The 13,095-nt window shown below is 53.5% G+C and carries 14 protein-coding genes and 1 tRNA gene; 8 read left to right on the top strand and 7 right to left on the bottom strand.

Going from position 1 to position 13,095, the window contains the following annotated elements; all coding sequences use genetic code 11:
* Positions 1-26 precede the first annotated feature (26 nt).
* Complete coding sequence (locus tag ACTJIK_RS18260; protein WP_440648718.1) at positions 27-1,001, bottom strand: FecR family protein; 975 nt, start codon at positions 999-1,001, stop codon at positions 27-29.
* Positions 1,002-1,150: 149 nt separating this feature from the next.
* Between ACTJIK_RS18260 and ACTJIK_RS18255 the strand changes: the two genes are divergently transcribed.
* Positions 1,151-1,720 (top strand): RNA polymerase sigma factor, encoded by a 570-nt coding sequence (locus ACTJIK_RS18255; RefSeq protein ID WP_440648716.1) that lies wholly within the window; start codon positions 1,151-1,153, stop codon positions 1,718-1,720.
* Between the two features lie 35 nt (positions 1,721-1,755).
* The gene (locus tag ACTJIK_RS18250) at positions 1,756-2,667 is read left to right on the top strand and encodes a glycosyltransferase family 2 protein (protein WP_440648714.1); all 912 of its coding nucleotides are present in this window, start codon (positions 1,756-1,758) and stop codon (positions 2,665-2,667) included.
* 66 nt (positions 2,668-2,733) lie between these two features.
* Here ACTJIK_RS18250 and ACTJIK_RS18245 read toward each other — a convergent pair whose 3' ends face one another.
* The gene (locus ACTJIK_RS18245) at positions 2,734-5,223 is read right to left on the bottom strand and encodes a YfhO family protein (RefSeq protein ID WP_440648712.1); all 2,490 of its coding nucleotides are present in this window, start codon (positions 5,221-5,223) and stop codon (positions 2,734-2,736) included.
* 63 nt (positions 5,224-5,286) lie between these two features.
* Here ACTJIK_RS18245 and ACTJIK_RS18240 point away from each other — a divergent pair, with 63 nt between their 5' ends.
* Genes ACTJIK_RS18240 through ACTJIK_RS18230 form a run of 3 tightly spaced genes read left to right on the top strand, consistent with a single transcriptional unit; the run spans position 5,287 to position 6,825 of the window.
* Positions 5,287-5,568: a hypothetical protein gene (locus ACTJIK_RS18240; RefSeq protein ID WP_440648710.1), complete on the top strand. Its 282-nt coding sequence runs from the start codon at positions 5,287-5,289 to the stop codon at positions 5,566-5,568.
* Positions 5,565-6,362, top strand: a complete 798-nt coding sequence (locus ACTJIK_RS18235) for a queuosine precursor transporter (RefSeq protein WP_440648708.1) — start codon at positions 5,565-5,567, stop codon at positions 6,360-6,362. Before ACTJIK_RS18240 ends, ACTJIK_RS18235 begins: the two co-directional genes overlap by 4 nt.
* 13 nt (positions 6,363-6,375) lie before the next feature.
* Positions 6,376-6,825 carry an NUDIX hydrolase gene (locus ACTJIK_RS18230; RefSeq protein WP_440648706.1) on the top strand — a complete coding sequence of 150 codons (450 nt, stop codon included), beginning with the start codon at positions 6,376-6,378 and terminating at the stop codon, positions 6,823-6,825.
* Here ACTJIK_RS18230 and ACTJIK_RS18225 read toward each other — a convergent pair.
* The 3 genes from ACTJIK_RS18225 to ACTJIK_RS18215 are packed head-to-tail and all read right to left on the bottom strand — an operon-like array spanning position 6,822 to position 9,491.
* A complete protein-coding gene (locus ACTJIK_RS18225; RefSeq protein ID WP_440648704.1) occupies positions 6,822-7,760 on the bottom strand; it encodes a magnesium transporter CorA family protein in 939 nt (312 codons plus the stop codon). The genes ACTJIK_RS18230 and ACTJIK_RS18225 overlap by 4 nt on opposite strands.
* Before the next feature lie 44 nt (positions 7,761-7,804).
* Positions 7,805-8,584 carry a diaminopimelate epimerase gene (dapF, locus tag ACTJIK_RS18220; protein WP_440648702.1) on the bottom strand — a complete coding sequence of 260 codons (780 nt, stop codon included), beginning with the start codon at positions 8,582-8,584 and terminating at the stop codon, positions 7,805-7,807.
* A 31-nt stretch (positions 8,585-8,615) separates the two neighbouring features.
* A complete protein-coding gene (locus tag ACTJIK_RS18215) occupies positions 8,616-9,491 on the bottom strand; it encodes a nucleoside phosphorylase (protein ID WP_440648700.1) in 876 nt (291 codons plus the stop codon).
* Between the two features lie 108 nt (positions 9,492-9,599).
* On the opposite strand from ACTJIK_RS18215, the gene ACTJIK_RS18210 reads away from it, so the two are divergent.
* From ACTJIK_RS18210 to ACTJIK_RS18200, 3 genes are all read left to right on the top strand, one after another.
* Positions 9,600-9,670: transfer RNA gene (locus ACTJIK_RS18210), tRNA-Cys, on the top strand.
* 352 nt (positions 9,671-10,022) lie between these two features.
* Positions 10,023-10,562, top strand: a complete 540-nt coding sequence (locus ACTJIK_RS18205) for a hypothetical protein (RefSeq protein ID WP_440648698.1) — start codon at positions 10,023-10,025, stop codon at positions 10,560-10,562.
* Complete coding sequence (locus ACTJIK_RS18200; protein WP_440648696.1) at positions 10,550-10,834, top strand: hypothetical protein; 285 nt, start codon at positions 10,550-10,552, stop codon at positions 10,832-10,834. The genes ACTJIK_RS18205 and ACTJIK_RS18200 overlap by 13 nt, the downstream gene beginning before the upstream one ends.
* Here the strand turns inward: ACTJIK_RS18200 and ACTJIK_RS18195 are convergent.
* Both ACTJIK_RS18195 and ACTJIK_RS18190 read right to left on the bottom strand, forming a co-directional pair.
* Positions 10,802-11,761 carry a S1 family peptidase gene (locus ACTJIK_RS18195; RefSeq protein WP_440648694.1) on the bottom strand — a complete coding sequence of 320 codons (960 nt, stop codon included), beginning with the start codon at positions 11,759-11,761 and terminating at the stop codon, positions 10,802-10,804. The genes ACTJIK_RS18200 and ACTJIK_RS18195 overlap by 33 nt on opposite strands.
* 10 nt (positions 11,762-11,771) lie before the next feature.
* Positions 11,772-13,094, bottom strand: a complete 1,323-nt coding sequence (locus tag ACTJIK_RS18190; protein WP_440648692.1) for a MutS-related protein — start codon at positions 13,092-13,094, stop codon at positions 11,772-11,774.
* Position 13,095: the final 1 nt, after the last annotated feature.

Below are 13,095 nucleotides of genomic sequence, written 5' to 3'. Positions count from 1 at the left end.
TGCCCTGCCGGCCAGCAGGGCATGTTTTATTTTGAAGGGCGGATCAATACGCTGTCTCCGTGTATGGTATACCGGAAGTCCTGAACGAACGCCATGTTTTGGAGGATCAGGTCGAGGTCGGCGCGCGGATAGACGGCTGAGAACCGTTTCCCGGCGAACATTCCGGGGCTGTGCCTGATCTTTTTCCCGAAACGCTTTTCCAGCCGCCGGAATACCTCCCGCACTTCCAGGTCGTTCAGTACGATGAATCCTTTTTTCCAGGCGTTCTCTTTTTCCCTGTCGAATGTTTCGGTGCGGAATTGTTTTTTAACGCCGTGGTACACCAGCCTTTGGCCGGGAGCGAGCAGGAGGGTACTGTCCCTTCCGCCTTCCTGCGCTGCGGTTACGGCTATTTTGCCGTCCGTCAGGGAAACGCGGGTGGCGGCCTCATCGCCGTATGATTCGATGTTGAAATGTGTGCCGAGCACAAGCGTTTGCACTTCCCCGGTTTCCACCCGGAACGGTTTGGCCGCATGGGGCCGCACTTCAAAATAGGCTTCGCCATTCAGCAACACTGTTCTGTGCTCCGCGGCATAACGCAGTTCTGAATGCGGCGTGAGCCATACGCTGCTGCTGTCGGGCAGGGTCACTTTCTGCACGTCGTGGCCCGTATTGGAAACGACCTGCCAGGCTACGGCATCCTGTGCACCCGGCCGTATTATAAGCGGTTCCCACAGCGGGAAAACACCGGCGGCAAGCAGTAAGCCCGCGGCTGCCCAATAGAAGCGGTTGCGCAGGGCCACCACTTTCCCGCGGCGGCTTTGCGCCATCATCCCGGATACATAGGCGTCCATCCGGGCTGCGGAATCGCCGGGCATTGGCGGGGCGTCGTCTTCCCAGCCCCCGCTCATCCCGGCCTCCAGCTCCGCGGGTGAAAGGCTTTGCAGGTAAGGTATTATCTCTTTTTTTTCAAGCTCCGTACATTCGCCGTCGATGTACCGTTGCCATTTTTCGGGTGTCATGATCATAAAACGATTATCATTTGAACAGGATGGCTCGCATATACAGCACGGCAAAACGGCTTTCCACCTCAACGTTTTCCGGCGCCCGGAAGCCGAATTAATAATTTGGTAACAATAAGCGGGAAGATGGACTTGTTACTTTTGCCGGTATGCCGCATATAGGTTATCGCCGGAAAGAAGCCGAGTTTAACGCTTTGTACCTCACTACGAGGGACGGGCTGTTCCGTTTCCTGTCGCGTTACACGAAAGATGTTCCGTTGATAGAAGATATCATGCAGCAGTGTTACATGAAGATCTGGGAGCGGATGGACACACTGAAGAACCTCTCCGAAGCCGGGCCGCTGGTACGCACCTTCGCGCGCAATCTAATGGTAGACGTAATACGCCGCCGGATGAAAGAAGACACGGTCTGGCTGGAGCAATTGCATGCGGAGGCTACGGAGCATATCAGCAGCCCCGCGATAGACGAAGCAGGAAAAAAGCAGCTGCTGAACCTGGATGCGGCCATCGACCACCTGCCGGACGCAACACGTACCGTATTTTTGCTCCACCGGGAGAAAGGGCTGAGTTACAAAGAGATCGCAGCTATGATGTCTATTTCCGTGAGCATGGTGGAAAAGCATATGAGCAAAGCGATCCGGATACTGAAAAGAGAAGTGCTGACGGATATATCGCAGGTGCTGGTACTTGTCGCCGGCGCCGAGCTTTTAAAGCTATAATGCGGAACATTTTTGTAATTTGCCGCATTGTTCCCATGAAAGCATTATCCGTCATCATTATCACCTACAACCGGCCGGACGATCTGCTGGTGCTGCTGCGCAACCTCAGCGCGCAGGAAGGCGCCGCGGAGCTGCTGGAAGAAGTGATCATCGTCAACAATGCCTCCACGGCGGATTATACACCCGTTACGGCGTTCATTGCGGGTTTTCCATACTTCCGGTACCACTACTCCAATGAGAACCTCGGGGTGGCCAGGGGCCGTAATCTTGGCATTTCCATGGCCACGGCGCCCATCCTGGTAACGATAGACGACGATGCCTGGTTCAGGGACGCGGACGCCCTGCGCAAAATAACCGCGGCATTCAGTAATAATTTCATGCAAAGCAACCGTGCCGGCGTGCTCTGCTTCAAGGTGCTCTACGCCAGCACGCAGCAAATGCAGGTGAATGCTTTCCCCCATAAAAAATTTGAACAATACAAGGATAAGACCTCCTTCCTCGCGCCTTATTTCATCGGCGCGGGCCACGCCATCCTGAAAGAAGTGTATGAAAAAACAGGCGTCTATCCGGTGGATTTTTTTTACGGGATGGAAGAGTACGATCTCACCTACCGCGTGATCCAGAGCGGTTACACGATCGCCTACAGCGCGGATATCGTGATACTGCACAACGAAAGCCCGCTGGGCCGCACCCCGCAGCTAATCAAAATGAAAATGCTGTGGATCAACAAAAGCAAGGTGGCATACCGTTACCTGTCTTTCCCGTACTTCGTTTCCACCGCGGTGATGTGGTCGCTGGAATTCCTGCAAAAGACCGGCTGGAACTGGAAAGAGTGGGCCAGGGGCTGGAGCGGGGTGCTGCGCATACCAGGAAAAGAAAACCGCCTGCCTTTGAATGCCGCTGCGCGGGCGTATCTGAAGCGGGTGCAGGCCAGGTTGTGGTATTAATGAATATTGGAGCAAAACAAAAAAGGGAGCGGATCATCCGCTCCCTTTTTTGTTTTTATACGTTGATTATTTTACCGCAAGTTGTTGTGCCTTCGCTGCGCGCCTTACTTCAAAAGCAATAGCGAGAGCGAGAAGAACCAGCATGGCGATGGAGCTCCAGCGGGTGATAGCGTTGCCGAGGTAGTAGCTCCTGGGTTCAAATTTCATCACGATCTGGTGGTCGCCGGCCGGGATCTTCGCGCCGCGCAGCAGGTAGTCCGTCCGCACGATCTCTTCTTTTTTACCATCCACATACAGGTTCCAGCCTGCCGGGTAATATACTTCGGAGAACACGGCGAAGCCGGGCTTGCTGTTGGTGCTGCGGTATTGTAATTCGTTCAGGCCGTACCGGGTGAGCTGTATTTTGCTGGCGGAGTCTTTGCCGGGCACCAACCCGTTCAGCGCGGGCTTAAACCGCTGGTCTATCACCGCGGCGCGGCCGGTGGGCAGGCTGTCCAGCGTTTTCATTTCGTCGTCCGCATTCTTGGCCCACACCAGGCTGTCCACAAACCAGGCATTGCCCAAAGCTTCAGGGTTCTGGAAGTAGGCAAGCTGGCCCTGGCCCTGCGGGCTCTGTTGCTGTACGATCACGTATTTGGCGTTCAGCATGTTCAGTACATGCGGGTTGTTCTTGCTGATCTGGTATTTGATAAGATCGTCGTACAACGCGAGCTTCACCGGGCTGTAGCCGCCGATGCTCCTGTGATGGTAAGAGCTCATGGCATCCATGAAGCTAACGGTGTTGAATACACGGTAATACGGGTCTTTATCCTGTTTGATGGCCACATCTACCGGGGAGGGCGCGAAAGCCCCGCTGTAATCGGCAGGGGTCACATAGTTCTTCGAATTGAGGATGCGGTGCGCCACCAGCATCTGGTCTACCGCCACGCTGAGCGTTAGCAGGGCAAGCACATAGCCGGCCTGTAATTTCTTTTGCAGGTAAGCCCACAACAGCCCCGCTGCAATGAGAATGAACACAAGCGAACGGATGGCGTCCATACGGAGAACAGAAGCCCTGTCTGCCCGCAACGCGCTCATCAGCTTATTGATCATTTCCTGGTTGTCGCCGGTGAGTTGCTGGTAAAAGCGCAGGGCGCCATCCTGGTCTGCCGAATAGCTGAGGCCGAAAGATGCCAGCAGCAGCAGTATTACCAGTCCGCCGGTGATGTACAGCGATCTTTTGATGCTTTCAAGCAATATTTTCTTATCCCATTCTTTGCTCACCACATCGTTCAGCGCCCAGCAGGCGAGGAACGGCACGAGCAGCTGGCAGAGCACCAGCGCCTGCGCGGGCGCGCGGAACTTGCTGAACAGCGGCAGATGGTCGAACAGGAAATAGTTGAAAAAAGCGAAGTTGCTGCCCCAGGCCAGGAATACGCCCAGCAGGCAGCCCGCCAGTATCCACCACTTGTTGAAATCCTTCACGATAAAGAAAGCCAGCACAAAAAGGAAGATGATGGCCGCGCCCCAATAAACAGGCCCGTCCGTATGCGGCTGCGGCCCCCAGTACACGGGCATCTGCGCCAGTATTTCCTCTTGCTGCGCGGGCGGCACGCCTATTTCGGTAAATACTTTCGCCGTATTGCTGCTGGCGGAAAGCGGCCCATTGGAAGAGCCGCCGTAGAGGTTGGGAACGAGGGCGGTGAGTGTTTCCATCCTGCCTTCGCTCCAGTTGAAAGCATAGCTTTTGTCAAGCCCGCCGGCAGTTTTATCGGCTTCCTGCCCGGCTTCCGCCGTAAGCTCTGAATGCCCGCCGCGCATGGTGTATTTGCTGAATTCGGAGGTGGTCCACAGGCTGACGGTAGACGGCAGTACGGACAGCAGGCCGAAGCCCAGCAGCACCAGCGTGGCCTTGATGTATTGCGGCACCTGTTGGGTGCGTATGGCGTTCACCAGGTAACCGATGCCGATCACAAGGCAAAGCAGCAGCATGTAGAACACGATCTGGTAGTGCCCGTTGGTCACCATAAGGCAAAGCGTGATACAGGTCATAATACCGCCGATCAGGTATTTGCCGCGGTAGGTGAGCAATATGCCCGCCAGCAGCGGCGCCATATAGGCGATGGTGAACATTTTCGTATCGTGCCCCGCTGATATGATCATCGGGTTATAACTCGCAAAACCGAAGGCAATGGCCCCGAGGATATTCACCCATTGCCGGAAGCCCATCACAGACAGCAGGATGTAAAAGCCCAGCATGGCGAGGAAAAAGAAATTGACGGGTTTTGGAAGGCCCAGCGTCAGTATCCTGTGAAGCTGGTAAGTGTAGTTATCCTGGCTCAGGTAGATCTGGTAAGTGGGCATGCCGCCAAACATGGCATTGGTCCACAAAGGCTTGATGCCGGTACTGTCGTGGTAAGCGCGCGCTTCCTGCGACATGGCCTGCCAGGACACGGTGTCCGTCTGCCGGATCTCCAATCCTTCCAGTACAGGGCTACAGAATAAGAAAGACAGCCCCAGGAAGATGAGGATGGCGTACACATGCTTTAGGACGGCTTTTTGCCAGTTTTGCTTCATCGGGTTTTTCCTGTTTAGTTTTTAAAGAATCCAAAATAACTGTATTTTATCGGAAATTTCAATATGAACTGGCTCCGTTTCCTGATAAAAGTGAGCTTTATCTGTAATATTTGTTACCTGGTCGGTTTTATCATCCGGATGCTGGACAATACGGAAAACTGGGAGCACGTGGCCAGGCACATCATGGTGCTGGGAGGGCTGGTGGCCGCTCCGCTCAATATCGTCACCTGCCTGCTGGCTGTTATCATGCTGTTAAGGAAGAAAGTGCGGTTCGCTGATATCCATCCCGTTATATTTATTTTGAATGTTATTATCTTGCTCCTTCAACTGGAACTGTTCTTATGATCACCAATATCCTCAGAGACAAACCGACCCGGCTCTTCATCATTTTAAGCGGTATCCTGATCGCCAATGCGCTGATCGCGGAAATAATAGGGGTGAAGATATTTTCGCTGGAAGCCACCTTCGGCTTTGAACCGGCCAACCTCATGATACTGGGAGATCGCTATAGCTTCAACATGACGGCCGGCGTGCTGCTGTGGCCGGTGGTGTTTATCATGACGGATATCATCAACGAGTATTACGGTATGAAAGGCGTGCGGTTCCTGTCGTTCCTGGCCGCCGGGCTTATCCTGTTCGCCTTTGTTATATTTTTCCTGGCCATTCACCTTACGCCTGCCGGTTTTTTCGTGACCAGCAAGGTGAATTCCGGCGTGCCGGATATGGATAAGGCATACGGGCAGATATTGGGCCAGGGTTCGCTGATCATTATCGGCTCGCTCACCGCTTTCCTGATCGGGCAGCTGGTGGATGTATTCGCCTTTCACAAGATCAAGAAGGTAACGGGTGAAAAGAAGATATGGCTGCGCGCAACAGGCTCCACGCTTATTTCACAGCTGATAGACAGCTTCGTGGTGCTGTTCGTGGCCTTTCACCTCGGCCCCCTTCTCTACAATCCGAACAACGACCCGGTATGGCCGATGGGCCAGGTGCTGGCCATTTGTATCATCAACTACATCTATAAATTTGCCGCGGCCATTGTGCTCACGCCCGTGATCTATTGGGTGCACGGTATCCTGGAGCGGTACCTCGGCCACGAAACGGCGGCGGAAATGAAAAGAACGGCCATGAACAGATAAAAATATTCTCCCGATGTCTCAGTTTACAGTCCGTGTATACGGCATAATGATCAACGAAAACAAGCAGGTGCTGGTGAGCGACGAGTATATCCGCGGCGGCTATTACACAAAATTCCCCGGCGGCGGGCTGGAGTTTGGCGAAGGCACGCTGGAGTGTATTATACGGGAATGGAAGGAGGAAGTGAACCAGGACATCGAAGTGGTGGAACATCTCTACACCACCGACTTTTTCCAGATGAACGCATTTAACAACGTACAGCAGATCATTGCTATATATTATCTTGTCAAAGCCGTATCGCCCTTTGTTGCGCCTATTCTTGAAAAACCTTTCGGTTTCGAAGTGCCCGAAGGCGCCACGCAGGTGGAAGGCGTGCGCTGGGTGGAATGGGATGCATTTTCTTCGGCAGCAGTAACGCTCCCGACCGATAAAAGGGTGTCCGATATTGTAAAAACGAAATTTTAGAACCACTTTTTCTTCATGAAATACCAGCTCATGATCACCGCCGTTACGATGGCGATGGTAACGGGTATGTAGAAGGCGTACCTGGAATGCGCGTAGGGTATCTCCACGTTCATGCCGTAAATGCTGGCCACCAGTACCGGCAGGGTGAGTACGATCGTGATGGAGGTGAGGCGCTTCATCACGAAGTTGAGGTTATTTGAAATGATGCTGGCAAAGGCATCCATGGTGCTGCTGAGGATGTTCGTGTAGATGTTCGCCATTTCAAGCGCCTGGCTGGTATCTACGATCAGGTCGTGCAGGAATTCCTTCTCATCGTCGTTCAGGCCCAGGAAATTCGTGCGTTCCAGCTTCATGAGCAACAGCTCGTTGCTGCGCAGGGCCGTCACGAAATACACCAGGCTTTTCTGGATACGCATCAGGTAGAGCAGCTCTTCGTTCCTGTTGGCATCGTACAGCTTTTGTTCCAGCAGGTTGCGGCGCTGGTTGATCTCTTTGAGGTAATCCAGGAAGTTCATCACCACTTTCTCAAATATCTTCAGCACCATCATGTTCCTTTTTTCAGGGTGGCGGTTGTGGAAGGTGTTGAGGAATTTTTTGATCGCCGCGTTATCGAATGAATTAACGGTCAGGATCTGGTTGTGGGTGAGGATGATCACGATGGGGATGGTGATGTAATATGCGTCGCTTTCGTTGATGGAGTTGTTTTCCGTGGGGGTTTTGATAACGATGAGCTTCACGTTGTCCTCCAGCTCGAAACGGCTCTTTTCATCGATGTCCAGCGAGTCGGTAAGGAAGTCCAGGGGTATATCCAGCGCCTCAGACAGCTGCTCGAATTCCGCCTGTTTGAGGGGCGGGGTAATATTCACCCAGGCGCCGTTTTCCGGCTCTTCAATTGCAACAGTGCGGGCATCGATATTTTTGAAGTACTGGATCATCCGGGCGCAAAGGTAGTGGAATTAATTTACCAATAGCCTGGGGGCTAAATATTAATATTTCCTTCAAACACAAGCGTTGCGGGGCCGCAAAGCCAGATGTTGGAGAAAGTGCGTTCTCCTGTGCGCGTGAAGCGGATTTCCAGGTGGCCGCCCAGCGTTTCAACGGGAATGGCATAGTCGCCGGGCTCAGAGGGCGAGGCGGTGAGCGCGGAGGCCGTTACGCCGGTGCCGCAGGAGTAGGTCTCATCTTCCACGCCGCGTTCGTAGGTGCGTACAAATATGCCGTTATCCAGTTCCTGCACGAAATTCACGTTGGTGCCTTCCGCGGCGAAGCGCTCATTATAACGGATGTCCCGGCCCTGCTGGTATACGTCCACTTCCTGCACGTCGGTCACGAACTTCACGAAATGGGGCGAGCCGGTATTGAGATAAAAATACATGTTTCCTTTCTCTACCCAGTCCACATCCTGCATTTTCAGGTTCACCCAGCCGTTCTCGCGGAAGCTGGCCTCATGTTCGCCGTCTACGGCAATGAACTTCAGCTCCGGGGCTTCAATGCCCATCTGGCGGGCAAACGCGGTGAGGCAGCGACCGCCGTTGCCGCACATGCTGCCTTCGCGGCCGTCGGAATTGTAGTATTTCATGGCAAAATCGTACCCGTCCCGCTTCTCCAGCATCATAAAGCCGTCCGCCCCGATGCCGAAGCGCCTGTCGCAGATATGCGCCACCTGTTCGGTGGTAAGGTGGCTGTAAGCGCCGTCCCGGTTGTCTACGATCACGAAATCGTTTCCTGTTCCCTGGTATTTATAAAAATGCATGTTCATCTATGCGCAAAGGTAAAAATTGTTTTGATGATTATGCCGTGAGGATGCCCAGCGCTTTGGCGATGAGGTTTTCCACGGCGGCATTGCCGTCTTTGCTGAATTCTTTCCTGATCCTGTTGGCCACAATGGCGCTGATGGACAGGCATTCGTGCCCGAGCACGCGCCCGAGCCCGTAAATACCGGCGGTTTCCATCTCGAAGTTCGTGATGTGCCTGTTCTCGAAGCTGAACCCGGTAAGCTGGTCTATCAGCTCGGGGTGGGAGAGGTGGCCCCTCAGCTGGCGGCCCTGCGGGGCGTAAAAGCCGGGACAGGTAACCGTGATGCCGGTATGGAAACCCTCTGTGAACAAACCCGCCAGCTCCGCGGAAGCCTCGATGAGGTAAGGCCGCGCCGCGTTGGGGTGCACCCGTATCTGGCCGCGGAAGGCTTCCAGCAGCTGCAGTTCTTCAGGCGTATTGTGATAGTTGTAAAAAGGCAGCAGGTTGTCCAGCCCCAGGCCGTGAGACGATACCACGAAGCTGTCTACCGGGATGTTTTCCTGCAAAGAGCCGCTGGTGCCAAGCCGTACAATGCGGAGGCTGACAGGTTCTTCGCGGGGAAGGCGGGTCGCAAAATCGATATTGGCCAGCGCATCCAGTTCGTTGAGCACGATGTCGATATTATCCGTGCCGATGCCGGTGGACACGACCGACAGCCGTTTGGCGCCGATCCTGCCGGTATGGGTCACGAATTCGCGGTGCTGGTAGCGGCCTTCGATATGGTCGAAGTGTTGGCTGACGGCCTTTACACGGTCGGGGTCGCCCACGGTGATGATGGTGTGGGCCAGCTCGTCCGGGCGGAGGTCCAGGTGATAAATGGCGCCGCGGGCGTTGAGTATCAGTTCGGATTCGGCTATTGGAGTGGTCATACCTTGCGTTTTTTTTAATCCGTAATTGAATATCTTGTAATCAGATTTGGCAAATATCTAAAATTTACTACTTTTGCAGTCCATCAAAATTTGATGGTTTTAAGAAAAGGTACCGTGGCCGAGTGGCTAGGCAGAGGTCTGCAAAACCTTTTACAGCGGTTCGAATCCGCTCGGTACCTCAGGGAAAAGGGTCGCAATTGCGGTCCTTTTTGCATTTACAGGCATTCCGACATATTCTTCCAACGCTTTTACCCTGCTTCACGAACGCTTTTACCTTACTGTATCATTACTGTGTGCTTAGGACTACATCGGGACTAGATCGAGACTGGATCGGGTCTGGATGCAATCAGCATGCAGTATCTTCTCTTACTGCCGGAATACAACCGGCACAATATACCGGAACTTACCATAAAATATACCGGAACGGAAAAAAACGGCAAAAACCGGCAAAAACGGCCACTCTTTTTGGCGGCTGCAACCTGTGCCTATAAATTGCGCTGAAAAGTTATTTCATCACCAAAACAATTTTTTATGGCAAAACAATCAGGTGTGATCAAGATCACCGGCACTATCGGCAATATCACATTTTACAAAATGAACGGCGAATATTATGCGCGGAGCAAAAGTTCGCTTAGCGGCAAACGTGTCAAAAAGGACCCGAATTATGAACGTTTCAGGACGTATTCCGGCCGGATGGCGTGCGCGTCGCAAATAGCGGGCAGCATTTACCGGTCGTTGCGCAAGGCGGAGCGGGAGGTATCTCTTTACCGCAAAATGGTAAGCGAAGGCTTGCGCCTGCTGAGGGCAGGATGTGCGGAAGAGCGGCTGGAGGAAACGCTGAGGGCCATGTTCCTGCCGGCGCCGGAACCGGCTGTGCAGACAGTAACAGTACAGGAAACGGTTCCGCAACCACGGAATATCGCGCGGGCCGGCATCTGTGTTGATGCCAAAGGAAAGCTGGAGGTTTGTGGGGAAAATGAAGCGAACGGCGCAGGCAACATCGGCATGGGCGTAAATCTCCAGTCGGCCTACAAGCTGGCCGTAGCCGCACCATGGCGGTGCGTAAAGTAAAAGTAACACAGGAAACCTGGGCAGACTACGTATTCCGCGCCGGTTATAAATTGCCCACTATCGATGAAACGGAAGCTTTCATTAACGCTAACAAACACCTGCCGGGCATTCCTTCCGAAAAGGAAGTAACGAAGGACGGGATAGACGTGGGAGAGATGAATAAATTGCTGCTGCAGAAGATCGGGGAGCAGATGCTGTATATTATTGAGATGAATAAGGAAAGAAAAAATACCGGTCTATCAATACCCCAGCAGATCCAGCAATGCCTTTAACGGAGTGGTCAGTTTTACGGTCATTTGCTGCTGGGTGAAAACGGCGCCGTTCTCTCCCTGTACATTCGCCACTACCGGAACGGTAGAGGAAACAATGCCCGCCAGGTTGCCGTATTGATCCAATATCGGCGCTCCGCTCGATCCAATGCCGTAATCGGCCGTTATCTCCATCCTGATGGGAATGCGGCCTTCAGGATTATACCCCACGGCCGTCTGCTGGCTGGAAACGATTACATTGCTGGCTACGATCCCTTTGCTGAAATAATAGAAAAAGCCCTGGGGATGGGAAATGCAATACACCGGCGCGCCCACCTGTGCGGGTGCGCCGAAGGGAAGAGGGGAGAGCCTGGCTCCCCGGGTAGCTGCACTGAAAACTGCCAGGTCATTGTTTTGCGAATATGCCAGCAGGCGATCTACAAAATAGACGTCTCCTCCGAGCGTGGCGACGCAGTACATGCCGTCACGGTGATCCGCATTTTTCTTACTGCCAAGAATGTCGTTTAAAACGTGGTAATTGGTCACGCATATGCCGTTTTCGCTGATGGGAAAGGCGGTACCGAGGAAATCAATATGGAGGTCCGCCGAAGCCTCCGGGCTTCGCCGGATCCTGCCGATCACCAGTACGCTGTTCTTTCGCCGGTTGTAAATATCTTCATCGCGCAACAATTTGACGCCCGGCGCCGGGGTGCGGATCATTTCGGCAGGCGGGGCTTCGTCTGTCAGCCCTGCGGCTATCTTTTCCAGGTCCGCCGCGGTTGCAGGTCTGGGGCCTGTGCGAAGGATAGAGTCAGCCTTTTTCAACATACCTGTAAACAACTGCGGGTAATCTATATACATGTGCTGGCCGGTTTCGCGGTTTTGCCCGGCGGCGTTGATAACCATGCAGACGGACAGCACACCCGCTATCATACATTTTCTTTTGTACATATGGTGTTCGTTATGAGTGTTTATTCAGCAATTCCAGGATGCCTTCATTCCTGATGATCATCATGCCCTGCCTGTCTTCCGTGATACCTTCCTGCAACCGGTAGGTATAGCGGGGGTAAGGGCCCTCCATCACGGTGGGCATGTATACAAACCGGATGTTAGGGTGCCCTTGCAGCGCCACGCCCACTTCAACGATGTGCGTGGAAATAACGAACAGGCAGTCGTGGTAATCCGCGAATCCTTCCGTGACGGCCAGCGTGCCGTCATAGGCATCTTTTACATTGGTGCCTTTAAACAGCTCGTCGAACATCAGCAGGAGTTTTTTCCCGGCGGCTGCCGCCTGGGCTGCCTGTTTAACTCTGACCACTTCTGCATAAAAATGACTGTATCCAAGGCCGATGTTGTCGGATACATTGATGGAAGAATACATCCCTTCCCTGACGGAGAAAAGCATGTTGACGGCCGCTACAGGAAACCCCATGTGCGCCAGGTACAGCCCTGTGCCGATGGATTTCATCAGGGTGGATTTCCCGGCCATATTGGCGCCCGTCAGGAACATGACGTTGCTGTTTTTGCCGAGGGCAATGTAGTTGCCAACAGCTCCTTCGATGCAGGGATGGCGAAGGTCTTCGGCAGAGAGGATGTTCCTTGTATCGTCTGTTGCGGTGGCATAGCTGAAGTGGCGGCTCCGGGCTACATCTGATACGGCGATGCAGGCGTCCAGCTCAGAGATGAACGATAGGATGTCTTCCATTTCCCTGCGAAGGATCGCTTTCAGCAGGTGATTGTAATATGCGATCGTTTTTACGGGAAGATCTTTGTAGATGTCAATGTTACTCAGCCGCCCGATGCGTTTGTCCTCCAAAAGCCCGCTGATCTCGCTGATGCGTTTTTCGTAAGGGTGGTTGGTGCGGGGAATGGCAGCAAGGAATGCATGGCACCGGTTAAGCGTAATGATGGTGGCCTGCAGCCCCTGTACGTTTTTTTTATAGCGCTCGTCGCGTGTAATAGCGGCCAGCCATTTTTTCGCCAGTGTGCCGGCAAAAACGAGAGCGGCGTTGTTGATGCCCTGTGCGTCGAGATATTCCCGCATGAGGCTCACCTGCTGAACGTCGAAGGGAAATTCCAGCTGTGATTCCTGGAAGAACCGGAAAACGGCGCTGCGTTGATTGATCTCCGCGGCGTTGGTCAGCGGGTGCCGGAACATATTATCCAGTAACTGTTCGCCGCCTCTTGTTCTCACCCGGTTAAAAAGATGGTATACGGAGTCTTTCCGGAACTTGCCCAGCAGGTTCAGCTCATCCAGGGTCTGTTTGTCTATACTGAATGCCATG

Source organism: Chitinophaga sp. 22620 (assembly GCF_052044405.1).
GTDB lineage: Bacteria > Bacteroidota > Bacteroidia > Chitinophagales > Chitinophagaceae > Chitinophaga.
Note: the sequence above shows the minus strand (reverse complement) of the source record. Positions and strands in the feature narration are given on the sequence as shown.

Coding starts and splice junctions, on each gene's coding strand:
- ACTJIK_RS18260 (WP_440648718.1), bottom strand. CDS start 1,001: ATGACACCCGAAAAATGGCAACGGTACATCGACGGCGAATGTACGGAG.
- ACTJIK_RS18255 (WP_440648716.1), top strand. CDS start 1,151: ATGCCGCATATAGGTTATCGCCGGAAAGAAGCCGAGTTTAACGCTTTG.
- ACTJIK_RS18250 (WP_440648714.1), top strand. CDS start 1,756: ATGAAAGCATTATCCGTCATCATTATCACCTACAACCGGCCGGACGAT.
- ACTJIK_RS18245 (WP_440648712.1), bottom strand. CDS start 5,223: ATGAAGCAAAACTGGCAAAAAGCCGTCCTAAAGCATGTGTACGCCATC.
- ACTJIK_RS18240 (WP_440648710.1), top strand. CDS start 5,287: ATGAACTGGCTCCGTTTCCTGATAAAAGTGAGCTTTATCTGTAATATT.
- ACTJIK_RS18235 (WP_440648708.1), top strand. CDS start 5,565: ATGATCACCAATATCCTCAGAGACAAACCGACCCGGCTCTTCATCATT.
- ACTJIK_RS18230 (WP_440648706.1), top strand. CDS start 6,376: ATGTCTCAGTTTACAGTCCGTGTATACGGCATAATGATCAACGAAAAC.
- ACTJIK_RS18225 (WP_440648704.1), bottom strand. CDS start 7,760: ATGATCCAGTACTTCAAAAATATCGATGCCCGCACTGTTGCAATTGAA.
- dapF (WP_440648702.1), bottom strand. CDS start 8,584: ATGAACATGCATTTTTATAAATACCAGGGAACAGGAAACGATTTCGTG.
- ACTJIK_RS18215 (WP_440648700.1), bottom strand. CDS start 9,491: ATGACCACTCCAATAGCCGAATCCGAACTGATACTCAACGCCCGCGGC.
- ACTJIK_RS18205 (WP_440648698.1), top strand. CDS start 10,023: ATGGCAAAACAATCAGGTGTGATCAAGATCACCGGCACTATCGGCAAT.
- ACTJIK_RS18195 (WP_440648694.1), bottom strand. CDS start 11,761: ATGTACAAAAGAAAATGTATGATAGCGGGTGTGCTGTCCGTCTGCATG.
- ACTJIK_RS18190 (WP_440648692.1), bottom strand. CDS start 13,094: ATGGCATTCAGTATAGACAAACAGACCCTGGATGAGCTGAACCTGCTG.